This window comes from Brevundimonas sp. (genome assembly GCF_036399195.1).
Classification (GTDB): domain Bacteria; phylum Pseudomonadota; class Alphaproteobacteria; order Caulobacterales; family Caulobacteraceae; genus Brevundimonas.
The window spans coordinates 1-24,201 of sequence record NZ_DASWNO010000163.1 but is presented as its reverse complement, the minus strand read 5'-3'; the positions used below and the strand labels follow the sequence as shown (position 1 = coordinate 24,201).

The 24,201-nt window shown below is 69.4% G+C and carries 25 protein-coding genes; 14 read left to right on the top strand and 11 right to left on the bottom strand.

Going from position 1 to position 24,201, the window contains the following annotated elements:
• Positions 1 to 19: 19 nt before the first annotated feature.
• The 5 genes from folD to VGB60_RS07650 all read left to right on the top strand — a co-directional run bounded on the left by folD (position 20) and on the right by VGB60_RS07650 (position 4,061).
• A complete protein-coding gene (gene folD, locus VGB60_RS07670) occupies positions 20 to 943 on the top strand; it encodes a bifunctional methylenetetrahydrofolate dehydrogenase/methenyltetrahydrofolate cyclohydrolase FolD (RefSeq protein ID WP_331037678.1) in 924 nt (307 codons plus the stop codon).
• A gap of 52 nt (positions 944 to 995) precedes the next feature.
• Positions 996 to 1,730 (top strand): LemA family protein, encoded by a 735-nt coding sequence (locus VGB60_RS07665; protein WP_331037677.1) that lies wholly within the window; start codon positions 996 to 998, stop codon positions 1,728 to 1,730.
• Positions 1,731 to 1,771: 41 nt separating this feature from the next.
• Entirely contained in the window at positions 1,772 to 2,554 is a 783-nt protein-coding gene (locus tag VGB60_RS07660) for a TPM domain-containing protein (RefSeq protein ID WP_331037676.1), read from the top strand.
• Positions 2,548 to 3,240, top strand: coding sequence for a TPM domain-containing protein (locus VGB60_RS07655; protein WP_331037675.1), 693 nt, complete (start codon positions 2,548 to 2,550; stop codon positions 3,238 to 3,240). The genes VGB60_RS07660 and VGB60_RS07655 overlap by 7 nt, the downstream gene beginning before the upstream one ends.
• 83 nt (positions 3,241 to 3,323) lie before the next feature.
• Positions 3,324 to 4,061, top strand: a complete 738-nt coding sequence (locus VGB60_RS07650; RefSeq protein WP_331037674.1) for an endonuclease/exonuclease/phosphatase family protein — start codon at positions 3,324 to 3,326, stop codon at positions 4,059 to 4,061.
• Here VGB60_RS07650 and VGB60_RS07645 read toward each other — a convergent pair.
• The gene (locus VGB60_RS07645) at positions 4,048 to 5,523 is read right to left on the bottom strand and encodes a phospholipase D-like domain-containing protein (protein ID WP_331037673.1); all 1,476 of its coding nucleotides are present in this window, start codon (positions 5,521 to 5,523) and stop codon (positions 4,048 to 4,050) included. The genes VGB60_RS07650 and VGB60_RS07645 overlap by 14 nt on opposite strands.
• A gap of 184 nt (positions 5,524 to 5,707) precedes the next feature.
• Here VGB60_RS07645 and VGB60_RS07640 point away from each other — a divergent pair, with 184 nt between their 5' ends.
• From VGB60_RS07640 to VGB60_RS07630, 3 genes are all read left to right on the top strand, one after another.
• Entirely contained in the window at positions 5,708 to 5,893 is a 186-nt protein-coding gene (locus tag VGB60_RS07640; RefSeq protein WP_331037672.1) for a hypothetical protein, read from the top strand.
• Positions 5,894 to 6,010: 117 nt separating this feature from the next.
• Positions 6,011 to 8,494, top strand: coding sequence for a tipN (locus VGB60_RS07635; RefSeq protein ID WP_331037671.1), 2,484 nt, complete (start codon positions 6,011 to 6,013; stop codon positions 8,492 to 8,494).
• Positions 8,495 to 8,572: 78 nt separating this feature from the next.
• The gene (locus VGB60_RS07630) at positions 8,573 to 9,169 is read left to right on the top strand and encodes a hypothetical protein (protein WP_331037670.1); all 597 of its coding nucleotides are present in this window, start codon (positions 8,573 to 8,575) and stop codon (positions 9,167 to 9,169) included.
• Here VGB60_RS07630 and VGB60_RS07625 read toward each other — a convergent pair.
• The gene (locus VGB60_RS07625; RefSeq protein ID WP_331037669.1) at positions 9,133 to 10,311 is read right to left on the bottom strand and encodes an MFS transporter; all 1,179 of its coding nucleotides are present in this window, start codon (positions 10,309 to 10,311) and stop codon (positions 9,133 to 9,135) included. The two genes, VGB60_RS07630 and VGB60_RS07625, sit on opposite strands and share 37 nt — an antisense overlap.
• A gap of 49 nt (positions 10,312 to 10,360) precedes the next feature.
• On the opposite strand from VGB60_RS07625, the gene VGB60_RS07620 reads away from it, so the two are divergent.
• Together VGB60_RS07620 and pip are read left to right on the top strand one after the other, a co-directional pair.
• Positions 10,361 to 10,729 (top strand): DUF423 domain-containing protein, encoded by a 369-nt coding sequence (locus tag VGB60_RS07620; RefSeq protein WP_331037668.1) that lies wholly within the window; start codon positions 10,361 to 10,363, stop codon positions 10,727 to 10,729.
• Positions 10,730 to 10,756: 27 nt separating this feature from the next.
• Entirely contained in the window at positions 10,757 to 11,731 is a 975-nt protein-coding gene (pip, locus tag VGB60_RS07615) for a prolyl aminopeptidase (protein WP_331037667.1), read from the top strand.
• Between the two features lie 63 nt (positions 11,732 to 11,794).
• Here pip and VGB60_RS07610 read toward each other — a convergent pair whose 3' ends face one another.
• The 8 genes from VGB60_RS07610 to VGB60_RS07575 all read right to left on the bottom strand — a co-directional run bounded on the left by VGB60_RS07610 (position 11,795) and on the right by VGB60_RS07575 (position 19,850).
• The gene (locus tag VGB60_RS07610; RefSeq protein WP_331037666.1) at positions 11,795 to 12,268 is read right to left on the bottom strand and encodes a DUF6173 family protein; all 474 of its coding nucleotides are present in this window, start codon (positions 12,266 to 12,268) and stop codon (positions 11,795 to 11,797) included.
• A 48-nt stretch (positions 12,269 to 12,316) separates the two neighbouring features.
• Positions 12,317 to 13,474 carry a rod shape-determining protein RodA gene (gene rodA / locus VGB60_RS07605; protein WP_331037665.1) on the bottom strand — a complete coding sequence of 386 codons (1,158 nt, stop codon included), beginning with the start codon at positions 13,472 to 13,474 and terminating at the stop codon, positions 12,317 to 12,319.
• Entirely contained in the window at positions 13,471 to 15,471 is a 2,001-nt protein-coding gene (gene mrdA, locus VGB60_RS07600; protein WP_331037664.1) for a penicillin-binding protein 2, read from the bottom strand. The genes rodA and mrdA overlap by 4 nt, the downstream gene beginning before the upstream one ends.
• Positions 15,468 to 15,986, bottom strand: a complete 519-nt coding sequence (locus VGB60_RS07595) for a hypothetical protein (RefSeq protein ID WP_331037663.1) — start codon at positions 15,984 to 15,986, stop codon at positions 15,468 to 15,470. The genes mrdA and VGB60_RS07595 overlap by 4 nt, the downstream gene beginning before the upstream one ends.
• Positions 15,983 to 17,008, bottom strand: coding sequence for a rod shape-determining protein MreC (gene mreC, locus VGB60_RS07590; RefSeq protein ID WP_331037662.1), 1,026 nt, complete (start codon positions 17,006 to 17,008; stop codon positions 15,983 to 15,985). Before mreC ends, VGB60_RS07595 begins: the two co-directional genes overlap by 4 nt.
• A gap of 135 nt (positions 17,009 to 17,143) precedes the next feature.
• Entirely contained in the window at positions 17,144 to 18,184 is a 1,041-nt protein-coding gene (locus tag VGB60_RS07585) for a rod shape-determining protein (protein WP_331037661.1), read from the bottom strand.
• A 258-nt stretch (positions 18,185 to 18,442) separates the two neighbouring features.
• Positions 18,443 to 19,060: a glutathione S-transferase family protein gene (locus tag VGB60_RS07580; protein ID WP_331037660.1), complete on the bottom strand. Its 618-nt coding sequence runs from the start codon at positions 19,058 to 19,060 to the stop codon at positions 18,443 to 18,445.
• A 73-nt stretch (positions 19,061 to 19,133) separates the two neighbouring features.
• Entirely contained in the window at positions 19,134 to 19,850 is a 717-nt protein-coding gene (locus VGB60_RS07575; RefSeq protein ID WP_331037659.1) for a TVP38/TMEM64 family protein, read from the bottom strand.
• 97 nt (positions 19,851 to 19,947) lie between these two features.
• Between VGB60_RS07575 and VGB60_RS07570 the strand changes: the two genes are divergently transcribed.
• Together VGB60_RS07570 and VGB60_RS07565 are read left to right on the top strand one after the other, a co-directional pair.
• Positions 19,948 to 21,153 (top strand): pyridoxal phosphate-dependent aminotransferase, encoded by a 1,206-nt coding sequence (locus VGB60_RS07570; RefSeq protein WP_331037658.1) that lies wholly within the window; start codon positions 19,948 to 19,950, stop codon positions 21,151 to 21,153.
• Positions 21,154 to 21,157: 4 nt separating this feature from the next.
• Entirely contained in the window at positions 21,158 to 21,994 is an 837-nt protein-coding gene (locus VGB60_RS07565; RefSeq protein ID WP_331037657.1) for an EamA family transporter, read from the top strand.
• A gap of 3 nt (positions 21,995 to 21,997) precedes the next feature.
• Here the strand turns inward: VGB60_RS07565 and VGB60_RS07560 are convergent, their stop codons facing one another.
• Positions 21,998 to 23,023, bottom strand: coding sequence for a polyprenyl synthetase family protein (locus VGB60_RS07560; RefSeq protein WP_414644489.1), 1,026 nt, complete (start codon positions 23,021 to 23,023; stop codon positions 21,998 to 22,000).
• 115 nt (positions 23,024 to 23,138) lie between these two features.
• Here VGB60_RS07560 and VGB60_RS07555 point away from each other — a divergent pair, with 115 nt between their 5' ends.
• Together VGB60_RS07555 and VGB60_RS07550 are read left to right on the top strand one after the other, a co-directional pair.
• Positions 23,139 to 23,897 carry a tRNA1(Val) (adenine(37)-N6)-methyltransferase gene (locus VGB60_RS07555; RefSeq protein WP_331037656.1) on the top strand — a complete coding sequence of 253 codons (759 nt, stop codon included), beginning with the start codon at positions 23,139 to 23,141 and terminating at the stop codon, positions 23,895 to 23,897.
• A 51-nt stretch (positions 23,898 to 23,948) separates the two neighbouring features.
• On the top strand, positions 23,949 to 24,201 hold a 253-nt coding region (locus VGB60_RS07550; protein ID WP_331037655.1), incomplete at its 3' end, for a TIGR02466 family protein.

Genomic DNA, 24,201 nt, shown 5'->3' with positions numbered 1-24,201 from the left:
CCCGCATCGGAGCCCGAGCATGCCGGTCGAACACGCCGCCGCGACGATCATCGACGGCAAGGCGTTCGCCGCGGCGCTGGTCGAAAGGGTGTCGGCCGCCGCCGGTCGCCTGGCGAGCAGCACGGGGGTGACGCCGGGGCTCGCTGTGGTCATCGTCGGGAACGACCCCGCCAGTCAGGTCTACGTTCGGAACAAGGGCGACACCACGCAGCGCGCAGGCATGCGGTCGGACACGCACCGGCTCGAGGAGTCCGTCAGTCAGGCTGAGCTGCTCGCCCTGATCGCCACGCTGAACGTCGACTCAGGCATCCACGGGATCCTCGTCCAGTTGCCCCTCCCCGCTCACATCGACGCGGCGGCGGTCATCGGGGCCATCGATCCCGACAAGGACGTGGACGGCTTCCATGTGGTCAACGCGGGCCGTCTGGCGGTCGGTCTTCGGGGGCTTGTGCCCTGCACCCCGCTGGGTTGCGTCATGCTGCTGCGGTCTGAACTCGGCGATCTGTCAGGCCTGAACGCCGTGATCGTCGGGCGGTCGAACATCGTCGGCAAGCCGATGGCCCAGCTGCTGCTGGGGGAAAGCTGCACGGTCACCGTCGCCCATTCGCGCACCCTGGATCTGCCGGCGCTGTGCCGAACCGCCGATATCCTCGTGGCGGCGGTCGGCCGGGCCGAAATGATTCGCGGAGACTGGATCAAGCCGGGCGCGACGGTGGTCGACGTGGGGATCAACCGTGTCCCTTCGCGCGACCCGGCCAGGGCGGCGGAGGGGAAGATGCGGCTGGTCGGCGACGTGGCCTTCGCCGAGGCCGCGGCGGTCGCCGGTAGGATCACCCCTGTGCCCGGCGGCGTGGGCCCGATGACCATCGCCTGCCTGCTGGCCAACACCTACACCGCCGCCTGCCGCGCCGCGGGGGTCACGCCGGAAGCGCTGGACGGCTGAACCGTAGCCGCGCAAACTCATTGTTCCGCTTCCCGTCTGTCAGGAGACGTCCATGATCCGCTTCTCGCCCCGCGTCTCGGCCCTCGCGGCCATCGTGGTTCTGATCCCCGCCGCGGCGGGCTGCGGCATCAACACCATCCCGACCAAGGAAGAGATCGCCAAGGCCCGCTGGGCCGACGTCCAGTCCCAGTACCAGCGCCGCGCCGATCTGGTGCCCAATCTGGTCGCGACGGTGCAGGGCGCCGCCATCGCCGAGCGCACCACCCTGACCGAGGTCATCCAGGCGCGGGCGCAGGCGACGGGCGTGACCGTCACGCCCGAGACCCTAAGCGATCCCGCCGCGTTCCAGCGCTACCAGGCGGCGCAGGGGCAGCTGTCGCAGGCGCTGTCGCGGCTGCTTCTGGTCGTCGAGCGCTATCCCGAAATCCGGTCGAACCAGAATTTCGTAGCCCTGCAGTCGCAACTGGAAGGGACGGAGAACCGCATCGCCATTTCGCGGCGCGACTACAACGAGGCGGTTCGCGACTACAACACCAGCCTGCGCACCTTCCCGACGGTGCTCTGGGCCAACACCATCCATTCGGGCTCTGACCCGATGCAGCTTTTCACCGCCACCGAGGCGGCGCAGACCGCGCCGACGGTGAACTTCGACGCCCTGAACCCCGCGGCTCAACCGGGCGGCGCGGCCCCGGCCGTCGTGCCGGGCTCGACCCCGCCGGCCGCCGGCCCGCCGCCGGTCGCGCCCGCCCCGCAGCCCATTCCCCGGCCGGCCGCGACCACTCAGTGATCCACGCCCGGGCGTCGCGACCGCTGACGAGAGCCGCCGCCGTGCTGACGGCGTTGGTCGCCCTCCTGTGGCTTGCGCCCCTGAGCTCGGCGTCGGCGCAGCCGGGGCCGACCTTCCCGGCGCTGAGCGGCCGCGTCGTCGATCAGGGCGACCTGATCTCCGCCGCCAAGGAACTGGAGCTTTCGGAGAAGCTCGCCGCCCTGGAGCGTGACACCACCGATCAGCTCGTCGTCGTCACCGTTCCAGACCTCCAAGGCTACGAGATCGAGGAATACGGCTATCAGCTGGGCCGCGCCTGGGCCATCGGCCAGCAGGGCAAGAACAACGGCGCGCTGCTGATCGTGGCGCCGAAGGAGCGGAAGGTCCGCATCGAGGCGGGCTATGGCCTTGAGCCCGTGCTGACGGACGCTCTGTCCGCGATGATCATCCAGAACGACATCCTGCCGTCCTTTCGGGAGGGCTCCTTCGAGCGCGGCATCGAGCAGGGAGTCGACGCGATCGACCGCCAGCTCCGCCTTGATCCGGAACAAGCGCAGGCGCGCGTGGCCGCCGCCGAGCGTCCTAAGTCGTCCGCGCCGATCGGAGTGGCCGGCGTCATCGGCATCATCTTCCTGCTGCTTCTGCTCAGGATGATCGGCGGCGGGGGACGCGGGCGGCGCCGGCGCGGAGGCGGCATGGCTCCCATCATGATCTGGGCTGCGTCGGAGGCGCTTCGGGGCAGCGGCCGCGGCGGCGGCGGCTTCGGCGGCGGCGGATTCGGCGGCGGGGGATTTGGCGGCGGGGGCGGCAGTTTTGGCGGTGGTGGAGCCTCGGGCGGATGGTGAGCGAATTGACCGCTGACATGCACGCCCGCGTGGCCGAGGCGATCCGCGCCGAGGAAAGCCGCACCTCGGGCGAAATCTTCTGCGTCATGGCCCGCCGGGTTTCGACCTACCGCGACATCGCGCTGGGCTACGCGGCCGCGGCGGCGCTGATCCTGCCGTTGGCGCTGATCCCGCTGGGGTTCGAGCCGGCTTGGATTCCCGGCATGGGGGACAGCTGGCAGGGCGCCCACCTCGCCTCCGCCGACGTAGCGGTCGGTCAGACCCTGGCCGCCTACGCCCTTGTTCAGGCGACGATCTTCCTGATCGTCCTGCTGGTCGCGTCCATCCCAGCGGTGAGCCGGCGGGTGACGCCGCGCGCCATCCGTCGTGAACGGGTGCGCGAGGCCGCCCTGCAGCAGTTTCTGGCGCACGGATTGCACGTCACCAAGGCCCGGACGGGCGTCCTGATCTTCGCGGCGCTGGCTGACCATCAGGTCGAGGTGATCGCCGATGAGGGCATTCACAGCCGTGTCGATCAAGCGGTGTGGGCCGAAGCCGTGGAGGTTCTCACACGCGGTCTGAAGCGCGGCGATCCCGCGTCCGGATTTATTGACGCCGTCGCCCTCTGCGGCGGCGTTCTGGCCGAGCATTTCCCGCCCGCGCCGCGCAATGCAAATGAGATCGAGGACAAGCTGGTGGTTATCTGACCGCTTCGTCCGCCGCCGCTATGGCGTCTCATTCTTCGTGGTAAAGCTCGCCACCCTGACGCTTGGAGATCATCGCTCGACTCATGCCTCGCCTGCTGACCTACAATGTGCATCGCTGCGTGGGCGTTGATCGCCGGCTGGATGTCGCCCGCGTCGCGGCGGTGATCGCCGAGCACGCTCCCGACATCGTCTGTCTGCAGGAACTGGACGTGGGCCGCGCGCGGACCGGCTTCGTTGATCAGGCTCAGGCGATTGCCGACCAGCTGGCCATGACCTTCCATTTCCACGCCGCCATGCGGGTGGAGGCGGAGCAATACGGCGACGCCATCCTGACGGCCCACCCTGAACGGCTGATCAAGTCAGGGCCCCTGCCGACGATTCCGGGCTTTCGGGGGCTGGAGCCGCGGGGAGCCCTCTGGTCGGCCATCGAGATCGACGGCGTCACGCTGAACGTCATCAACACCCATCTGGGCCTCGTTCCACGCGAGCAGCGGATGCAGGCGGCGGCGCTGGTCGGCCCGGGCTGGCTCGGGCACGCGGACTGTGTGGGACCGACCATCCTGACCGGCGACTTCAACGCCACCTCGGTCACCCGTCCCTACCAGACGCTCGCGGCGCGGCTGGCCGACTGCCAGCGCAGCCTCGGCCTGCGACCATCGGTGAAGACCTTCCCGTCCAGCTTTCCGGCGATCCGCATCGACCACTGCTTCACCAGTCCGGAGATCACGGTGACGGCTGTGAAGGCGCCCTTCTCGCCCCTCGACCGGATGGCTTCGGATCACCTGCCGCTGATCGTGGACTTCGAGATCAGCTCGATCTGACGGCTTCGGGCGCCGGCAGCGTCCGGTGCGAGCGGGTGCGGCGTTTCCATGGACGGAAGGCGTCGCGGGTCGAGGTCGGGTCGCCGAGCTGGAACTCGGCGATGATCCGCTCGGCGCGGGAGGGGGGTTCCGCCCCCAGGACGTGCATCCGGCCGGTGTCGAACCGCTGGATCGCCTCGCCAACCGACCCGGCCGTCGCCTCGGCCGCCGCGAATTCCCGCCCCTGAACCCCGATCCAGTGCCCGATGGTGCGGTGACGGAAGGCCCGGATCGCCGCCCAGCCGGCTTCGTCCGTCGGCGCGGCGGTGACGTCGCACTCGGTATCGAAGCCGAACGAGCGGTTGTTGATGTTCGTCGAACCGATCCGCAGGACCTGGTCATCGTACACCGACACCTTGGCGTGGACGATGATCCGCTCTCCGCCCTTGGTGTACGGGGTAAAGCAGAAGAAGCGATTGTGGCGGTCCGCCTGCTCGAGCCGGAAGAGGACCTCGGACCGGGCCTTGTCCATGGTGATCTGGTCGAACCAGCTCGGGCTCTTGCCGGTGGAGACGAGCACGATCTCGGGGCCGTCGTCCTCCATCAGCCGCTTGGCCAGCGCCTCCGCCACGAGCGGCGAGGTGAAATACTGGTTCTCCAGATAGATCAGCCGCCGCGCCCGCCGGATGGCCTCCACGTGCAGCGCCTCGTTCTCGCGCACCTCGGCGCGGCCTTTGACGGCCGGCTCGGTCCGGGAAATCCCGATGGGGACGTTGCGGATATCGGGTTCGATCTCCTCCGGCCAAGGGTCCTCGCCCGCGACATCGGGCACGGTCCGCTCTCCGGTCGAGCGGAACCAGCGCTCGCGCGCCAGGTCCCCCAGCGCGCGGGCGGCGGCGCCATCCATCAGGCACATGACCTCGTGGCGGGGAGCGGGAATGACGCCCGAGGGCTGGCACCGCCGGGGGTCGCCGTCCAGATGCTCCTCGGTATCCCAGCGGTCGGTCGAGATGTCGCCGCCGCCGCAGAAGGCGATCGCGTCGTCGATGATCACGGCCTTCTGGTGATGACAGGCGCCGAGCACGCCCGGGCTGTCCAGCCGGAACTCGACCATGCGCTTGCGGAACCAGCCCTGCGCCTTGTGTGGATAGAAGCCCTGTGACGCGGCGATCAGCAGCGGCGACTTCCAGATCAGCAGGCGAACCTCGACGTCCGGGTTGCACTTCACCAGCATCCGCAGCTGATGGCCGACCTGGGCCTGGTGGTCGTCATGGGCGCTTTCCGGGTCGAGCCGGGTGCGGGGGTCGAACTGCCAGCCGAGAATCACCACCGAGTGACGCGCCTTCGCCAGAGCCGCTCGCAGGGCGTCGAAATAGGCGGCGTTCTCCATCAGGACCGCATACCGATCCGCCGTTTCGACGCGCCAGCAGGTGCGTCCCGGCTCCAGCAAGGAATCGCTGCGATCGTCCGCGGAAGTGGTCATGGAGGTTCGGCCGTTTCGCGTGACGGCGCCTGACGCCTCAAGCTCTACAGGACGCGCGCCGTCCCTTTCCGTTCCACGCGCTTGCAACAGGGGTCAAGAAAGAAGTTTCCTCGCGCAGGACGCGATTGCCCGAACACGGTTTTGGGGGCATAAGACTGGGCAGTCGGGACAGGGGAGATCGGCGATGCAGGCGCTGATCGAGTTTATCGCGGGTTTCGTCGCCTTGCTGGCCGCGGCCGCGCTGTCCCAGTTCGGCCTCGACCTCGACCGGCAAAAGCCGGAGCGCGAGATCCACCGCGTGCGCGACTGCGATGGGGGCGCGTCCTCGGGCGTGTTCGCCGCATCCACCGAGCGCAAGCAGGACTGCTGAACCCGCGCCGACGCTATTCTTTCCGCTCGCCTTTGCGCGCCGCGATTGACTCGCTAGGGTCAGCACGTCCTATCGCGCGGCGGATTTCGACGCCGCTCCGTGACGAGATCGCCCCCTATGAAACCTACCCGTCAACGGCCGCCGCTGAACCTCACAGAGCCTGAACCGCAGGACTCCGTCGAGCTGGCGTCAGAGCCGGGCGGCGGCGGTCCCGACGGGTCCGCCGGGGGGGCGCCGATGTCGGAACGCCGCCGCCGGCGGTTGGCCGAGGAGCAACGCCGCGCCCAGGAACACCTTATGCCCGAGCCCGGCGAATGGGCGTCGGACATTCCGCCGATGGCTCTTTCCGCCTCGGCCGAGGCGCCGCCGGTGGCGTATGAGCCGCCTCTGTCCCCCATGCCCGTGCGCCGGCGCGACGCCAAGGCGGCGTCCGGCGGCAACGCCTACCTGATCGCCGGCGTGGCTTCGGCCCTGTGGGTCGGCGCGGTGGCTGCCTGGCTGATGTATGAGCTGGGCGCCGGCGCGGTCGAGCTGGAGCCTCTGCGGCTGGCCGTCTACGCCCTGATCGCCCTGGCCCCCGCGGGGCTGGCGATCACCTTGGCCAACGCCGTCCGGCAGGGCGCGGGCCTGGCCGCCGAAACCCGCCGCGCGCGGGAGCTGTCGGAGGCCCTGATCGCTCCCACAGCCCTGGCCGCCCAGCAGACCGGCGAAGTCCTGCACTCCCTCCGCAACGACATCGATCAGGCGTCCTTGGCGGCCGAGCGCGCCCGCAACGACATGGCTTTGTTGCGCGAGGCGCTGTCGCAGGAGACGGCGCGCCTGAACGAAGCGGCCGAGACCGCCGGCCGAACGGCGCGCCGGCTGGCCGAACAGCTCGGCGGCGAACGCACCCAGATGCAGGCCCTCGGCGTGCAACTGGATACGCAGGCGTCCGGCGTCATCGATGCGGTCGAACGCCAGTCGCGAATGGTGATCGACGCCTCCGATCTCGCCCAGACCCAGCTGCGGGAGGCCGAGGCAGCCCTGGCCGCCCGGGCCGCGGATCTCGCGGCCGCCGCAGGCGAGGCGCAGGACGCGGCGCGCATCGCGGCCGACGATCTGGCCCGCCAGACGCTTCGGCTGGAGAACGCCGGCTCCGGCGTCGCCGAACAGATCCAGTCTGTCGAGGAAGGACTGGGCCAGCAGCGCGCCGCGCTCGTGACCGCCGCCTACGCCCTGCGCACCGATCAGGAGGATTTCTCCGCCCAGGTCGAAAGCCAGCGCGCGCAGCTGACCGAACAGTTGTCCGCCAGTCGGGCCGCGGCCGGAGAGCTCGGCGACACGTCCACCCGGACGGCCGAAAGCATCCGCGAACTGGTCGAGGCGGCCACGGACCAGTTCCACGCGCTCGTGGAGATGTCCCATCGCGAAGCGGACGGCTTCGACGCGGCGACCAAGCTGGCGCTGGACCGCTTCGAGGCTGTCGCGGCCGAGGCGCGCGACGCCTTGGTGGAAGAGACCCGGCTGTCGCTGTCCGCCCTGCAAGCGACCGCGGAGGAATCGCGCGCCGCCGCGGCCGAGGCCGCCGACCAGGCCCGCATCCGCGCCGACCGGCTGGGCGAGGCTCTGTTCGACGCCGCTCAAAAAGCCGATCAGGCCGCCGACGCCCGCGTCGACAGCGCGCGAAAGATCGTCGCCGAAACCGGAGGCCTGGTGGAGGAGGCGGGCGATCGCGCGGTGGAACGGCTGGAAGCCGCTCTCCAGCGAATGACCGCCGCCCTCGGCCAGATCGACGACACCATGGCAGAACTGGACGAACGCGCGGCCCGCCTGCCCGAAGAGGCGCAGAAGCGCGTCGACGCCGTCCGCACCTCGGTCGAGGAAGGGCTGGCGGCGCTCTCCGCCGCCTCGCAGAAGGCCGCGAGCGACACCGAGGCGCTCGACGCAGGCTTCCAGGAGCGGGTGCGGCGCAACTACGACATGCTGACAGAAGCCGTCCGTCTGATGGGCGTGGTCTCCGGCGACGGCTCACCGAACCGTCGGAGAGAGCCCGCGCCGCCCTTGCCCGAGTCCGAACCCGAGCCGCGTCCGGCCAAGGCGAAGGCTGAAGAGGGCCGCGGCTTCGGGCTGCGCAACCGCCTGAAGCTTGAGCCAACGCCCGGCGCGCCTCCGTCTTCGGAACGGCTGGGCTGGAGTGACCTCGTCGACGACGGACCGGGCGAGGCGCCGCTCGACCTCGACACCCCCATCATGCCGGTCGCCGAAACGGCCGCGCTTGAGGAGCGCGTGATCGCCGCCATTCGCCGGATGGGCGTTGACCCGAACGCTCTGCTGCCGCGCTCGCGTATCGAGGAGGCGGCGGACGCCGTGGCCGGCCGCGACCCCGAGCGGGCGCGCCAAATCGTGCGTCGCGTGGCCCCCGCCGCCGTCCGCAGCGTCTCGAGACGGGTGCTGACCGATCCGGACCTACGCGGAGACGCGGAAGCCTTCGTGCGCGTGGTCTCCCGCGATCTCGGCGCCCGGGCCATGGCGGGAGACGCCGCCGGCGTTCAGGGCCGCCTGACCTCCGACGGCGGGCGGGCGTACATGCTTCTGGACGCGGCGATCGGCGATCTCGGATGAATCGAGCGAGACTGATTCTATCTTGACGGTGGGAGCGCGATGCCGACACCGTCAGTCTCCATGATGCAAGCAGGGTCCATGCCCGAAACCGCACAGACGCCTTCCGACCCGCGTCCCGCGATCGTGATTTGCGCCTATGACGCCGACGAGACGGGGTGGGACCCGGTCGAGGATCTTTCCGGCGAGCCGTGGAGCCCGCCCGGCGCCCGAACCCTGGCTGTCGAGGGCGGCGAGCCGGAGGCGCTGGCCGCGACCCTGCTGTCCCATCTCCAGGATCAACGCTGCCGCGCCCTCTTGCTGGTGGGCCGGACCCGCCGCAGCGCCACCTTCAGGCTCCAGATCCGCGCCGAAAACCGCTCGCTGGACGGCGCCCGTCGACTGACCAGCGTGGGGCCGTCGGTCGCGCGGGCCACCGCGCCGGCGGCGGAGATCATGCGCGCGTTCAACGAGGCGGGACTGGCGATCGAAGCTACATCCGAAGCCGAGGACGACGCGGGCAGCTACCTGCTCTACCGCGTCTTGTCTGGACTGGCCGAGGGTCAGGATACGCCGGCCGTGGGTCTGCTCAGGGCGCCGGAGAACGAGTCGAGCGCGGCCATGCAGCGCGCGGTCAAGGCCGCGGCCGAGGCCATGGCGCGTCACCTGTCGCCGTTGCCCCGCGCCCGCGCCAGCTGAACCCGAAGCGGCAGACACGCCAGCAGGCCCGCGGCGGCCATCACAGCCATCGCCCAGTAGCCGCCCGCGCCGTAGCGGTCGTAGAGCGGCCCTGACACGGCAGTTGCGAGGCCGATCAACAGGCCGGCCGACACCACCGAGCTGAGCATCTGCGCCGCGGTCTGGCTGTCACGGGGGACCACCCGCTCGACGATCTGAATGCCGGCCAGGAAGGTGGCCGCGAAGGTCAGGGCGTGGAGCGCCTGCAGCGGCCACAGGAGCCACAGCGGCGGAGCGAGCGCCATGGCGCCCCAGCGGACCACGGCGATCGCCGCCCCCGCGGCCAGGAGCGGCCAGGGCCCGATGCCCGCGCGGCGGCGCCAGGGCTCGAACAACCACATGAGGGCGATTTCACAGATGACGCCGAAAGCCCACAACTGGCCGGTGACCGCCTCTGAAATCCCCTGCGTCTTCCACAGAATGGCCGAGAAGCCGTACTGAAAGGCGTGGGCGGCCTGAACCGCGCCGACGGCGAAGATCGCGGTGACGAACACCGGATCCGCGACGAGATGACTGAGCCCGCGGAACCGCTCTCGCCCCGACAAGCCGACCCCATCCGCCACGGGCTCGGGCGGCAGCAGGGCCGCGGCGACAGCGGCGAGAGCCAGCGAGGCCGCTACAAGCCAGACGATGACGGCGTCAACGGGCGCGGTCAGCAGCAGCGCCCCGATGCCGATGTTAGCGGCGACGAAGGCGACCGAGCCCGCCCCGCGGGGAAGGGCGAAGCTGAACCCGCCGCGCGAGGACAGCCTCAGGTTCAGGACGTCCGTCAAGGGCACGAGAACACCCATCGCGGTCGCGCCGACGAACCAGCACGCGGCCTGGGCGAGGAAGCCGTGCGCGACGCCCGCGCCGCCGTAGCCAAGCGCCATCGCCAGCCCGAGCAGCGCGATCGGCGTGCGCCTGAGCCGGAAACCGTCGGCCCAGACCGCCAGCAGCGGCCCGGTCACGACCCGCGCCAACATCGGCGCGGACAGCGCGATCCCGATCTCCGCTCCGCTCAGTCCCTGGGCGCGAAACCAAAGTCCGGCGAACGGCAGGCTGACCCCCGTGGCGCCGAAGAGCAACACATACTGCAAAGCCAGGCGCTGGGCGGCGGTCATCACTCCGGCAGTAGCAGACTCGCGGGTTTCTGTCGGCTAGCTTCACGTCATGACAGCACGCAGCCTTGCGGCGTTCGGCGCCCTGAACGGAGCGATGGCGGTGGTGATCGGCGCCTTCGCCGCGCACGGAGCCGAGGCTCCGGCTGAGGCGCTGCTGCAGACTGCCGGCCAGTATCAGATGGTGCACGGGCTTCTGGCCGTGACCTGTGCTATCTGGCCTGGAGCGACCCGGTCGGCGAGGACCGCGGGCTGGCTGGCGTCGGCGGGCGGACTGGTGTTCGCGGCGGCGCTGACGGCGATCGCCCTGCTCGATCTCACGGTCATGGGCGCCGTGGCTCCGGTTGGGGGCTTGCTCATGATACTCGGCTGGCTGACCGTGGCGTTCGCGGCGCTTCGCTCAACAACCGTCAACACCTGACAGGCACGAAAGAGACCCGATTTCCCTATGGCCTTCCCCGTGCCCCTGACGCCGCGCCGCGACCTGTTCCCGGAAATCGAGCCCTACGCCACCGGCTTCATGCCGACCGGCGGAATGCACGAAATCTACTACGAGGAATGCGGCAATCCGCAGGGCCTTCCCGTGGTGGTGCTGCATGGCGGACCGGGCGGCGCGGTCAATCCCGGGATGCGGCGCTATTTCGACCCGGCGAAGTACCGGATCGTCCTGTTCGATCAGCGCGGCTGCGGCAAGAGCCGGCCGAACGCCTCGCTGGAGGACAATACGACCTGGACGCTGATCGAGGACATCGAGCGCCTGCGCGAGCAGCTCGGAATCGAACGCTGGGTTGTGTTCGGTGGAAGTTGGGGCTCGACCCTGTCCATGGCCTACGCCATCACCCACCCTGGCCGGGTGCAGGCGTTGTTGCTGCGCGGCATCTTCCTGCTGACCAAGCCCGAGCTGCACTGGTTCTATCAGGACGGCGCCTCGAACATCTTCCCTGACGCCTGGGAGCGGTTCGTCGCGCCGATCCCGGAAGACGAGCGCCACGACCTGATGGGCGCCTACTACAAGCGGCTGATCGGCGACGACCGGGCCGAGCGTGAGCGCTGCGCGGTGGCGTGGTCCAGCTGGGAGGGCGAGACCGTCAGCGTCGAGGGGCCGGACGCCCGCCCCGAGAAGTTCGCCGAGCCCGAGTTCGCCGTGGCCTTCGCCCGCATCGAGTGCTGGTACTTCATGAACGGCGGCTTCTTCCCCGAAGAGGGCTGGCTTCTGAAGAACATCGGCCGCATCCGCCACATTCCCTGCTGGATCGCGCAGGGCCGATTCGATGTCGTCACCCCAATCACCAGCGCTTGGTCCCTGCACCGCGCCTGGCCCGAGGCGACGCTCGACATCGTCAAGGACGCGGGCCACGCCTCGAGCGAGCCGGGCATCGTGGACAGTCTGGTGAGGGCCACGGACTGGGCGGCAGCCCTTTAGGCAGCAGGCAGTGGAGTACCGCGGCCGTAGAGCAGCACCGCAAACCGCCTGCTGCCTACTGCCTCACTTCGGATTCGTCTTCTCGACCAGTTCGGACAGCTGAAACCCGATCCGGCGGGCGGGGCGCTCTCCCTCCGGTTTCTTGCGCGCGTCCAGCAGGACGTTGATCTGGCCATAGTGCTGGATGAGGCGCACCGGCTTGCCGTCCGCGTTCTTGCCCAGGAACATGATGAAGTCGGGGCCCCAGAAGCCGACGTCCTCGATCGCCATGGTGCCGTCGCCGGGCAGGCCGACGATGCGGGCGCCGACCTCCTCGTCCTTGTCGAGGCCCTTTTCGAAATCCTCGATCAGCTTGGACAGGCGGACGAAGGCCCATTCCGCCGGGTTCTCGCGCATGCGGACGCCGTCGGTCAGGGCCGCCTGCTGTTCCGGCGTCGCGGAGGGCAGGACCGGCTCGGGACAGGGAACGTCGCCACAGTCGGAGAACATCGAGGCGGGCGCCACGACCGGCGCGTCTGCGGGGGCTTTCTTGGTCATGCCCGACCGTAACGCACGGAGCGCTGAAAAGGACAGACGGCGAACCGGCTAGAGCAGCCCCTGCCCCCTGGGCAGTTCGGCGTAGCGGTGCACACGCGTGGACAGGATCAGTCCGAAGCCGAACATCACCGTCATCATGGACGAACCGCCGTAGGACAGAAGCGGCATGGGCACGCCTACGACCGGCGCGAGGCCCATGACCATGGCCCCGTTGATCAGGACGAACAGGGCGAAGAAGGCCGTCATGCCCGCCGCCGCGATGCGTCCGAAGTGGCTGTGGGCCAGAGAGGCGATCCGAAGGCAGATCAGAATGATGGCGATATAGCAGACCACCATGGTGAACGAGCCGACGAAGCCGAACTCTTCCGCCACGGTCGAGAAGATGAAGTCGGTGTGTCGCTCCGGCAGGAACTCCAGCTGGCTCTGGCTGCCGAGGCCGTAGCCCTTGCCCAGCAAGCCGCCAGAGCCGAGGGCGATCTTCGACTGGATGATGTTGTAACCGGTGCCGGACGGATCGGATTCGGGGCTGAGAAACGTCAGCACCCGGTTCCGCTGGTACTCGTGCATGCCGAACATCACGAACGGCGGCACGGTGACGATTCCCGCCAGGGCCCCGGTGGCGATGACCCGCCAACTAAGGCCGGCGACCACCATCATCGCCCCGCCCGTCAAGCCGATGATCATGGCCGAGCCGAGGTCCGGCTGTTTGGCGACGAGGATGAACGGCAGGCCGATCATGCCGGCGGGCACCAGCAGCTTCCACGACCATTTGGCGTCCTGCGCGGTGTGATTGTGGTACCAGCGCGCCAGCGCCAGAACGAGCCCCAGCTTCATGAACTCCGCCGGCTGGATGCGCGTGAAGCCGAGGTTGAGCCAGTTCTTGGCTCCCCCGGCGGTGTAGCCCATCGGCGTGAACTCGATCATCAGCACGAGCACGAGCAACAGGCCGTAAAGCGGATAGGCGCCGCGGAACCACCACTTGGGGTGCACCATCGCGAGGCCGAGCATGACCACCATCAAGGCGCCGAAGCGGATCAGGTGCTTGATCGCCCAGGGCTGCCAGTGGCCGCCCGCGATGGAATAGAGCATCGCCGTGCCGACCATGGCGATGACGGTGATCAGACCGATCAGCCGCCAGTCGAGCTCGGCGATCTTGGTCGACAGCCGGTCGCGCTCTCCGGGCCGGGTCAGGGCCGACGCGGTCATCGAGGCGGCTCCGTCGGCGCGGCGGGTTGAGGCCCCTCCGCGGTTGCGGCGGCGGGTGCGGCGGCGCCCAGTTCATTGGCCTCGTGGGCGCCGGGATCCTCCGTCTCGGTGAATCCTGCCTGTTCGATGCGGCTGCGGATCTCGGGGTCCTTCAGCAGCGCCACCTTCATGACCTCGCGCGCACGGGGCGCCCCGGCCGTGCCGCCGCCCATGCCGCCGTGCTGGACGATGACCGACACGGCGTAGCGAGGATTGTCGATCGGCGCATAGGCGATGAACAGGTTGTGGTCCTTCTGGGCCCAGGGCCGACCGGCCCCCTTGCGGGAGCCGGCGCCGTAGTTGCGGGCCTGCGCCGTGCCGGTCTTGCCCGCCATGCGCACCGCGCCGAGGCCGAGCTGACTGTTGCGGAAGCCAGTGCCGCCGACATCGGTCACCCGGTTCATGCCGTCGCGCAGGACGGCCAGCATGTCCGGATCGTACGGCAGGTTGACGACATTCCCCGCCGGCGGCTGTTCCTGACCGCCGATGGACTTGACCAGCCGCGGCATGACCGCCTGCCGGCCGTTGGCGAGGCGGGCGGTGTAGACGGCCAGTTGCAGGGCGTTCACCGTCAGCGCGCCCTGCCCGATGCCGTAGCTGGGCGTCTCGCCCGGGTACCACTTGCCGTCGCCGCGCACCGGATTGCGCCGCCGCCACTCGCGGTCGGGCACGAGCCCCGGCTTCTGGCCCCCGATGCCGATGTCGAAGGTCTGGCCGAAGCCCATGGTGCGCGCCACATCGGCGATGGCGTCCGGCCCGACCTCGACCGCCAGGGTCATGAAGTAGACGTTGCAGGAGTTCTTGATCGCCTCGCGCATGTCCTGGGAGCCGTGGGTGGCGTGGCAGGCGAAGCGACGGCCGAGATAGAAGGCGCCGCCGCACGAGATGCGCCGGTCGGGGTTCGCGCCCTTCATCAGGGCCGCCAGGCCCGTGACCGGCTTGAAGGTCGAGCCCGGCGCGAAGGTGCCGGTGATGGCCTTGTCCAGCAGCGGCCGGCGCTCGTAGTCGGCCCAGGCCCGGTAGACCGGCCCAGGCACGCCCGAGACAAAGAGGTTGGGATCGAACGAGGGCGCCGACACCATGCACAGGATGTCGCCGTTGCGGACGTCCATGACGACGCACGATCCGGCTTCCTCGCCGAACACTTCAAGCGCCCGGTTCTGGACGTCCGAGTCCAGCGTCAGGACGATCTCCTGACCGGGGACGGCGGGTCTGGAGCCGCCGATGTCTTCGGCCACAACTCGGCCGCGCGCGTCGACTTCGACGCGGTTGCCGCCCGCCTCTCCCCGCAACTGGGTGTCGAACGCCTTCTCCACGCCCTGGCGACCAATGCGGAAGCCTGGGTTGAACAGGATTTCCGGGACCTTCTCGCCCTTCTCGCGGATGGCTTCGATATCGCGTTCGTTGGGCTTGGCGACATAGCCGATGACGTGCGCGAACGACCCCCCGAACGGGTAGTACCGGGCTTCGTGCATGTCAGCCATGACGCCCGGCAGCTCGTTGGCGTACAGGTTGACCTTGGCGAATTCGTCCCAGGTCAGGTCGCTCTTGACCGGCACCGGCGAGAAGCGCGGTGCGGCGTTGACCTCGCGGATGATCGAACGCCGCCGCTCCATCGTGTCAGGGAGCAGCCGGCCCAGCAGGTCGAGCGTCTGGTCGAGGTCCTTGGTCTCGTCGCGCACCACCAGGACGCGGAAGCTGGGGCGGTTGCCGGCGATCACCACCCCGTTGCGATCCAGAACCCGGCCCCGCGGCGGGGGCACGAGGCGGTAGTTGAATTGGTTGTTGCTGGCGAGGGTGGCGTACTCCCCGGCCTGTACGACCTGAAGCTGGGCCAGCCGCCCGGTCAGAGCCAGGCCGCCGATGGCGGTCAGGCCTCCGAGCACGAAGGTGCGGCGCAGGAAAGAGCCCTGCCGCTCGTTTACGTCTGAAAAGAAGATCGACGGTTCGGAGCTCATCGGAACCTCACGTCGCCGTCCTCGAACCGCTCGATCATCTGGGCGGCGAAGGGAAACAGCAGCAGGGTCGGTATCACCTGACCCGCCACCGCGAAGAGGCTCGCGCCATTGCCGTCCATCGCCATGCGGACGAAGTAGACCAGCATGAAGGCCATCATGCAGCAGGCCGCGTAGCAGACGAACAGCACCGCCGTTTCCTGACCGATAAGGAAGCTGCGCGACGCCAGCACCACGGCGTAGATCGCCAGCAACGCCAGGGCCCACAAACCTAGGGGGCCATAGGCGAACACATCCAGACCCAGGCCCAGACCGGTCAAGACGAGCGGCGCCACGATGGACGGGCGGATCAAGGGCCAGGCGAAGGCAAGCACCATGGGGATGACGGGCTCGGGCAGCCCGAAGCCGAACAGCCTGACCGGCGTCCCCAGCAGGACGGTCACGGCGACGGTGATCAGGGCCGGATAGACGATCCACTGCATCGGTCCGACGACACGGACCGCGACCGGGCGTCTCATCGCGCACCTCCCGCCGGCGGGGCGGCCGCCGCCGGAGGCGGGGCCGCAGCCGAAGCGGGCGGTGTGGAGGCGGCGGCGCGGCGAGCAGCAGCGTCCGCTATGGCGCCCGCTTCGGCCGGAGTGGGCGCCCGCAGGGTCCCAAGCGCGGCCAGCGGCGGCGAGTTGAGCTGTTCCGGCGCGATCAGCTGGCTGAAATCCTCGAACAGCATGATGCGGACGTAGTCGATCGCGCCCCGGTCGCTGAACAGCTTGACCCGCCACGAGCCGTCGACGCCCTTGGCGGCGACGCCGATCGGCACGCCGCGCGGGAAGGCGCCGCCGTCGCCCGAAGAGAGAATGCGGTCGCCCGCCTGCACCGAGCCGACGCCGCGCACGAACTCCAGCCGTGGATTGTCGCTGCCGTCGCCAGTCAGCAGGGCGCGGGCGTCGCTGCGATCGACCAGCACGGGCGTGCGGCTGGCCACGTCCGTCAGCAGCACAACCCGGCTGACATTGGCGGATACGCCGGCGACCCGGCCGACCAGCCCGTGCTCGTTGATGACGGGGTTACCAACCTTGACGCCCTTGGATGAGCCGGTGTCGATAAGACGAGCCCGCGAGAACGGCCCGCGCGTGTCCTGGATCGCCCGCGCCGTCAGCATGGGCACCGGCGGCTCCGGTCGGATGCCCAGCATGGCCTCGTAGCGCTGATTGACGTTCTTCAGGGCGATGGCGTCGTCGCGCCAGGCGCGAAGCTCGACGATCTCCTGCTTCAACCGCCGGTTTTCGGAGATGGCGGAGAAGTAGCCGCCGACATAGCCAGTGGCCTGGCCGAACCAGCGCACGGGCGCGGCGAGCACGCCGCCGACCGGCCCCGCGACCGCCTCGGCCCCGGATCGTACGGGTTGATAGGGCGAAGTCTGAGCGCGGGCGTCGCTGATCAGCAGCAGGATGCAGCCGATGGCGGCGAGCACGACCGCGACGGCCGCGGTCCAGACCAGCGGCACCTTGATATTCTCGAACGGTCCGTCGCGAAACGCCACGGCGCGCCTTCCTGAAAAGAGGGAATCAGCGGGACGCCCCCCGCCGACCTATGACAGCCTATCGCAATTCTCGGCCCGCAAGGAACCGCTGCGAGGGCCCTATGACAGGGATTTGAGGCGGTGTTTCGACTGACCTCAGAGGGCCGAGTCGAGCACGCCCTTCATCCACCGCGGGTGCTCCAGCACGCGGCCGCAGCCGATGGCGACGCAGGACAGCGGATCGTCGGCGACCGAGACGGGCAAGCCCGTGTGATCGCGGATCTCGACGTCCAGACCGCGCAGCAGGGCGCCGCCGCCCGTCAGCATGATGCCCTTGTCGGCGATGTCGGCGGCCAGTTCCGGCGGCGTGGCTTCCAGCGCGACCTTCACGGCCTCGACGATCTGGGTCACCGGCTCGGCGAGGGCTTCGGCTGCTTGGCGCTCTGAGATGCGGACCTCACGAGGCACGCCCTGCATCAGGTCGCGGCCCTTGACGTCGATCGACAGGCCTTCGCCATCGGCCGGAATCCGAGCCGTGCCGATGTCCTTCTTGATGCGCTCGGCGGTGGTCTCGCCAATCAGCAGGTTATGGTTGCGGCGCATGTAGGAGATGATCGCCTCGTCCATCTTGTCGCCGCCAACCCGCACCGAGCGCGAATAGACGATGCCCGACAGCGATAGCACGGCCACCTCGGTGGTGCCGCCGCCGATGTCGACGACCATGGAGCCGGTCGGCTCGTGGATCGGCAGGCCGGCGCCGATCGCGGCCGCCATCGGCTCGTCGATCAGGCCGACGCGGCGGGCGCCCGCGTTCAGGCAACTGTCGTTGATGGCGCGGCGCTCGACCGCCGTGGCGCCCGAGGGGACGCAGACGATGATCTTGGGGTTCACGAAGCCGCGGCGGTTATGAACCTTGCGGATGAAGTGTTTGATCATCTCTTCGGCGACTTCAAAGTCGGCGATGACCCCGTCCCGCATAGGGCGGATGGCTTCCATGTGGCCCGGCGTGCGGCCCAGCATCTGCTTGGCCTCTATGCCCACGGCGTGGACGATCTTGCGTCCGCCGACGTTCCGCAGCGCGACCACCGACGGCTCGTTGAGCACAATGCCCTTGCCCTTCATGTAGATCAGGGTGTTGGCGGTGCCGAGGTCGATTGCGATGTCGTTGGAGATCGCGCCGAAAATGCTGGAGAACATGGGCTTGGGATACCGTTCATTCGGGCCCCAAGGCGACCTCGGGGGGCTGGGTCTGTATCGGTCCGCTTCAGCGACGCCCCGGCCGCGCGCATCCCCATACGCACAGCATCCTGATCGTTGTCGCCTGGCCGACCTTCCGGCCCGTTTGCCCGTGTGCGGGGGGGATTACAACCCCTTTGAAGGCCCGCGGCGGACAAGCGGCGGCGCCGGGAGCGGACCGTCCGCTCCCGGGCTCATCACGTTGCCGTCAGTCAAGCTTCAGACGGTTGGAATGCCCTCGGCCGCCAGCGCCCTCTGCACGGCCGGGCGCGCCTGAACCGCGTCGAGATGCCGGTTCAGATTCGGGTAGCGGGCCGCATCCAGCAGCCCGGCCTGGCGGCTCCAGCGCGTGAAGACCGAGACATAGCCGTCCGCGACCGTGTAGGCGCCGCCGGTGGCCCAGGGGCCGACGAACAGATGATTCTCGAGGACATCCAGCTTGCCGAGCGCCATCTCGAGGGCGGCGTCCTTCGCCTCCCCTTCCAGCGGCGGACGGCTGAACATCAGCCGGCCCAGGGCGGGGTGCAGGCTCGAGCCGAGCCAGCCGTTCAGCGACTGCATCTTGCTGAAGGCGAAGCTGGACGGATCGGGGGCCAAGCCGGCCCGCGGATGGGCCTGGGCCACATAGGCCATGATGACCGCGTTCTCGGTCAGTACGCCTTCGTCGGTCTGCAGCGCCGGTGTCGCGCCGGCCGGATTGATCGCGAGGTATTCGGGCGTCCGTTGCTCGCCCGCTTTCAGGTCGATCTTCGCCAATTCGTGGTCCGCGCCGGCTTCCTCGAGCGCGATGTGCGAGGCGAGGGCGCAGGCGCCGGGGGAATAGTAAAGCTTCAGCATTGTTCGTCTCCTTCAAGGGATGGTCCGGAAACCAGATAGGCCGCACCGTGATCAGCAACAAGTACTGTGTCGGTTAATCGGCGCCGGCCGCCCGTTCGCGACGCTTCACCAGTTCCCGCACGGCCAGCATCAGGGCCAGCCAGACGACCGCCACGGCAGCCAGGATCAGCGAGGTCCAGACTCCGTCTCCGCTGACCGCCGACACCACCGCGCCGCCGAAAAAAGCCACCAGCGCCGTCTTCGGAAGGACGCCCAGCGCGCATCCAATCAGGAAAGGCAAGAACCCGGCCCGCGCGGCGCCGAACGCCATGTTGACGACGATGAAGGGCGCCGACGGCACGTTGCGGATCATGAAGCTGGCGTAAAAGGCGTTCTTGCCCACGAACCCCTTGAGGCGAGTCATGGTCCGGCCGCCGAAGCGGTCCACCAACCGCGCCGTGGGCCCGCGCCCCAGCCAGTAGGTCACGCCCGCCGACGCGATCGTCGCGACCCAGCTGTACAGAAAACCGAACCACGGTCCGAAGGCGACGACGCAGGCCGCGATCAGAATGAACTGGGGCACGCCGATGAAGGCCGCGGCGACGAACAGCACCATCGTCACGGCGAGCGCCCACGGGCTGCCGGCGTAGCCCTGCAGCCAGGCCTCCAGCTTCTCCTCCGCCGCGAGGCCGAACTGGCTCTTGCCGAGCATCAGCAGGCCGACCGTCGCCCCGAGCAGCAGCGCCGTCGCCAGCGCCGCCCGCCAGCGCCGGCCTTCCATGTTCAGGACGAAGTCGAGGATGCGCGACATCGATGCGGATTAGCACCCCGTGCCCATGTCCGCGAGCGCACCCGGTTTGATCACCTCATGGCATCTGCGTAAGGAAAGCAGCCGCTCTGGAGTCGCCATGTCCAACCTGCAGTCCGCCGCCCTCGCCCGCGTGAAGCCGTCGGCCACCCTGGCGGTGACGGCGCGGGCGCGCGAGCTGAAGCGCGAGGGGCGCGACGTGCTGGGGCTGGGGGCGGGCGAGCCCGACTTCGACACCCCGGACAACGTCAAGGAGGCGGCCATCGCCGCAATCCGACGGGGGGAGACCAAATACACGGACGTGGACGGCCTGCCGGAGCTGAAGGCGGCGGTGGCGGCGAAATTCGCGCGCGAGAACGGCCTGACCTATCGCACCGACCAAATCCACGTCGCGCCCGGAGGCAAGACGGTGATCTACAACGCGCTCGTGGCGACCTTGTCGCCGGGCGACGAGGTCATCGTGCCCGCGCCCTACTGGGTCTCCTATCCCGACATGGTGCTGCTGGCGGGCGGCGAGCCGGTCGCCGTCGTGGGGCACGAGGCGGACGGATTCAAGCTGAAGCCCGAGGCGCTTGAGGCGGCGATCACGCCGCGGACGAAGTGGCTGATCCTCAACAGTCCCTCTAACCCCACGGGCGCGGCCTATACGGGGATCGAGCTGGAGGCGCTGGCCGGGGTGCTGCGCCGCCACCCGCAGGTCTGGGTGATGACCGACGACATGTACGAGCACCTGATCTACGGCGACTTCGACTACCGGACCATCGCCCAGGTCGCGCCCGACCTCTACGACCGGACGCTGACGGTGAACGGCGTGTCCAAGGCCTATGCGATGACGGGCTGGCGCATCGGCTACGGCGGCGGGCCCAAGCCGCTGATCGACCTGATGCGCAAGGTGGCGGGGCAGACCACTTCGAACCCCTCGTCCATCAGCCAGTGGGCCGCCGTCGAGGCGCTGAACGGGCCGCAGGACTTCATCGCCGAGCGGGCGACGCATTTCGAAGCGCGGCGCGATCTGGTGGTGTCGATGCTGAACCAGGCGACGGGCATCCGCTGCGCCACGCCCGAGGGCGCCTTCTACGTCTATCCGTCGATCGAGGGGCTGATCGGCAAGCGGACGGCCGAGGGGGTCGTGATCGACAGCGACGACGCCTTCACCAGCGCTCTGCTGGACGCCGAGGGCGTGGCGGTCGTGCAAGGCTCCGCCTTCGGCCTCAGCCCCTATATCCGCATCAGCTACGCGACGTCCGAGGACGTGCTGGAGGAGGCCTGCCGCAGGATCCAGCGGTTCTGCGCCAGCTTGGTCTAGCGGGTTGAACGCCGTCGCCGTCGGTTTGTCGCTGGCGCTGGCGGCGGGACTGACGACGGCGGTCGCGCACGCCCTGCTCAAATCTGGCTCGGACCGCCTTGCGACACGGTTCCTGATCGGCGTGACCGAGGCCGCCGTCGCACTGCCCGCGGTGATATGGCTTGGCTGGCCGCCAGCAGCGCTTTTGCCGTGGTTGCTGCTCTCCGCCGGATTGCACGTCATCTACCAGTTGGTGCTGGTCCGGGCGTACGATACGGCGGATTTCAGCCTCGCCTTCCCAATGGCCAGAGGCGTTGCGCCGGTGATGACCGCGCTGTTGGGCGTAGCCATTCTCGGTGACGGGCTGAGCCTGTGGAGCTTCGTCGGCATTGCGATGGTCACCTGCGGGCTGGTGCTCATGGCGGCCCGGAGAGGCCTGCGGGTCGACGGCCTGATCGCCGCGATTGCGGCGGGCGTGCTGACGACGGCCTATACGCTGGTGGACGCCCATGCGGTCCGCGAAGCAGACGCCCCCATCACCTTCATTGCATGGTTTTTCCTGCTCGAGGGCCTTTTGCTTGCCCCGATCGTGATGGCCGTACGGAGGGACCGCCTCGCCGCGGCCGTAGCGACAGACTGGGAAAAGGGCGTGGCTGCCGGTCTGGTTTCGCTGATCGGGTTCGGAGCCGCGCTTTGGGCCCTCGCCCTCGCGCCTGCAGGGGCCGTCTCCGCGTTGCGCGAGACAAGCGTCGCCTTCGCCGTCGTCATTGGCGCACTGGTCTTCAAGGAGCGGATCGGCCTTCGGCGCGGAGCCGGTGCGGCCGTGATTATCGGAGGCGCCGCGGCCATCCTGATCGGCTAGGCTTCAGGCCGCCCGGCTGACCGCGAAATCCGCCAGCTGTTCCAGCGCCGACCGCCACTCGCCGATCGGCAGAGCCTTCAGGGCCGCCTTGGCGGCGTCGGCGTATTCGTGGGCGGTGTCGAGGGTCGTGACGACGGCGCCGGTTCCGACCACCAGTTCGCGCGCGCGGCGGAAGTCTTCCTCGGTGCGCTGGCCCTTGTTGATGGTGCGGTCCCAGAAGGCGTCCTCGCGGCCGCGCGTGCGGGCGGCGGCGAGCAGCAGCGGCATGGTGACCTTGCCTTCACGGAAGTCGTCGCCGGCGTTCTTGCCCAGTTCTTCCGAGACGCCGCCGTAGTCGAGCGCGTCGTCCGCCAGCTGGAAGGCCAGGCCAAGGTTCAGGCCGTAGGCGCGCAGCGCCCGGACACAGGCTTCGTCCGCCCCTGCCCCCACCGCGCCCGACTCGGCGGCGGCCGCGAACAGCTCGGCGGTCTTGGCCGAGATGATGCGGAGATAGGTTTCCTGATCCAGATTGAGGTCGTGGGCGCGGGTCAGCTGCAGCACCTCGCCCTCGGCGATGACGCTGGAGGCGCGGGCGAGGATGCCCAGGGCGCGCATCTGGCCGGTCTCGACCATCAGCTCGAAAGCGCGGGCGAACAGGAAGTCGCCGACCAGCACGCTGGACGGCGCGCCCCAGATCAGGTGTGCGGCGGTCTTGCCGCGCCGCAGGTTCGACCCGTCGACGACGTCGTCGTGCAGCAAGGTGGCGGTGTGGATGAACTCGACCGCGGCGGCCAGCTTCACGGCGGCGTCGATCTCGCCTCCGGCGTTGGACGGCTGTCCGGCGCGCGCGGCGGCCACCGTCAGCAAGGGCCGCAGACGCTTGCCGCCCGCCGCGACCAGATGGTCCGCCAGCAGGGGAATGACCGGCACCTGCGACTGCATCCGCGCGACGATCAGGGCGTCGACGGCAGCCATGTCGTCGCGCGCCAGCCGCACGAGGGGTTCGACGTCACCTTTCGAGCGGCGATCGGCGACGGTGACAGCGTCCAACGGAATACTCGTTCGGGAGCGCGGGGGAGAGGATCGCGCCGGAAAATCCAGCCGCCGTCTTGCTCGACGGCGATGCGGCGCACAATGGTGATCGGGCCATGAAGGGTCAAGCCGCGTGACCGTCGCAGCCCCGCCGCCGGAAGTTGCAGAGATCGTCGAGAACGCCCTGCTGGGCGGCCGCGTCCGGCTGCGTCAGCCGGCGAAAGGCTATCGCGCCGGCATGGACGCGGCGCTGCTGGCGGCGGCGGTCGACTGCCAGTCGGGCCAGCGGGTGATCGAGGCGGGGTGCGGCGCCGGAGCGGTGCTGATGCAGATCGCAGCGCGGCGGCCGGGCGTGGCGCTGACCGGGCTGGAGCGGGACGCCGCGATGGCGGATCTGGCGCGCGAGAACGCGCGGCTGAACGTAGCCGACGCGGACATCCTCTCCGGCGACGTGGCCGCAGGCTTCCGCGCGCTGGGGCTTGAACCGTTCGACTGGGCCGTCAGCAATCCTCCGTTCTTCGACGACCCGGGCGCGCTGAGGGAGCCGGGGCGGGGCAAACGCGGCGCATGGATGGCGGACGATGGACTGTCGGCCTGGACGGGTTTCCTGCTGAAGGCGGTGCGCGAGGGCGGGCGGATCGTACTCATTCACCGCGCCGACCGGCTGCCGGACCTGCTGTCGCTGCTGGGTGAGAAGGCCGGGTCCTTCGCCGTGCGCGGCGTCCACCCCCATGCCGACGAACCGGCCAAGCGCGTGCTCGTTCAGGCGACCAGGACCGGGAAGGCGCCGCTGCGCCTGCTGCCGCCGCTGGTGCTGCACGAGCGCGGCGGAGCGAAGCACACGCCGGAGGCCGAGGCGATCCTGCGCGGCGAGGCCGGGCTGGGGTGGTGATCCTCTGACTCACCCTCCCCACGAGGGGGAGGGAGATGTATGAGATGCCCCATGTCCCTGCGCCCGTTGTTCGTCACCCAGGTCTATGAAGCCAGCCTCGCCGCCGGCCCCGGCTTTTCCGACTTCAACAGCGCCCTCGCCGACGCCTGCCGGATGCTGGCCGCCGAGGACCAGGCCGGGCGCGCGTGGTGCCGCGAGCACGGCTATCGCGGCTACACCTCCTACGGCTCGCTCGCCGACCTGCCACAGCGCATGCCTGAGTTCGCGGAGCTCAAACGCCACCTGGACCGGCACGCGCTGCTCT

Excerpts from the sequence above, each read along its gene's own strand:
- VGB60_RS07635 (WP_331037671.1), top strand. The coding sequence starts at position 6,011 with ATGAAACCTACCCGTCAACGGCCGCCGCTGAACCTCACAGAGCCTGAA.
- VGB60_RS07575 (WP_331037659.1), bottom strand. The coding sequence starts at position 19,850 with ATGTCGCGCATCCTCGACTTCGTCCTGAACATGGAAGGCCGGCGCTGG.
- mrdA (WP_331037664.1), bottom strand. The coding sequence starts at position 15,471 with ATGAGCTCCGAACCGTCGATCTTCTTTTCAGACGTAAACGAGCGGCAG.
- folD (WP_331037678.1), top strand. The coding sequence starts at position 20 with ATGCCGGTCGAACACGCCGCCGCGACGATCATCGACGGCAAGGCGTTC.
- VGB60_RS07595 (WP_331037663.1), bottom strand. The coding sequence starts at position 15,986 with ATGAGACGCCCGGTCGCGGTCCGTGTCGTCGGACCGATGCAGTGGATC.
- VGB60_RS07645 (WP_331037673.1), bottom strand. The coding sequence starts at position 5,523 with ATGACCACTTCCGCGGACGATCGCAGCGATTCCTTGCTGGAGCCGGGA.
- pip (WP_331037667.1), top strand. The coding sequence starts at position 10,757 with ATGGCCTTCCCCGTGCCCCTGACGCCGCGCCGCGACCTGTTCCCGGAA.
- VGB60_RS07620 (WP_331037668.1), top strand. The coding sequence starts at position 10,361 with ATGACAGCACGCAGCCTTGCGGCGTTCGGCGCCCTGAACGGAGCGATG.
- VGB60_RS07650 (WP_331037674.1), top strand. The coding sequence starts at position 3,324 with ATGCCTCGCCTGCTGACCTACAATGTGCATCGCTGCGTGGGCGTTGAT.
- VGB60_RS07625 (WP_331037669.1), bottom strand. The coding sequence starts at position 10,311 with ATGACCGCCGCCCAGCGCCTGGCTTTGCAGTATGTGTTGCTCTTCGGC.
- VGB60_RS07665 (WP_331037677.1), top strand. The coding sequence starts at position 996 with ATGATCCGCTTCTCGCCCCGCGTCTCGGCCCTCGCGGCCATCGTGGTT.
- VGB60_RS07570 (WP_331037658.1), top strand. The coding sequence starts at position 19,948 with ATGTCCAACCTGCAGTCCGCCGCCCTCGCCCGCGTGAAGCCGTCGGCC.
- rodA (WP_331037665.1), bottom strand. The coding sequence starts at position 13,474 with ATGACCGCGTCGGCCCTGACCCGGCCCGGAGAGCGCGACCGGCTGTCG.
- VGB60_RS07640 (WP_331037672.1), top strand. The coding sequence starts at position 5,708 with ATGCAGGCGCTGATCGAGTTTATCGCGGGTTTCGTCGCCTTGCTGGCC.
- VGB60_RS07585 (WP_331037661.1), bottom strand. The coding sequence starts at position 18,184 with ATGTTCTCCAGCATTTTCGGCGCGATCTCCAACGACATCGCAATCGAC.
- VGB60_RS07580 (WP_331037660.1), bottom strand. The coding sequence starts at position 19,060 with ATGCTGAAGCTTTACTATTCCCCCGGCGCCTGCGCCCTCGCCTCGCAC.
- VGB60_RS07655 (WP_331037675.1), top strand. The coding sequence starts at position 2,548 with ATGGTGAGCGAATTGACCGCTGACATGCACGCCCGCGTGGCCGAGGCG.
- VGB60_RS07610 (WP_331037666.1), bottom strand. The coding sequence starts at position 12,268 with ATGACCAAGAAAGCCCCCGCAGACGCGCCGGTCGTGGCGCCCGCCTCG.
- VGB60_RS07630 (WP_331037670.1), top strand. The coding sequence starts at position 8,573 with ATGCCCGAAACCGCACAGACGCCTTCCGACCCGCGTCCCGCGATCGTG.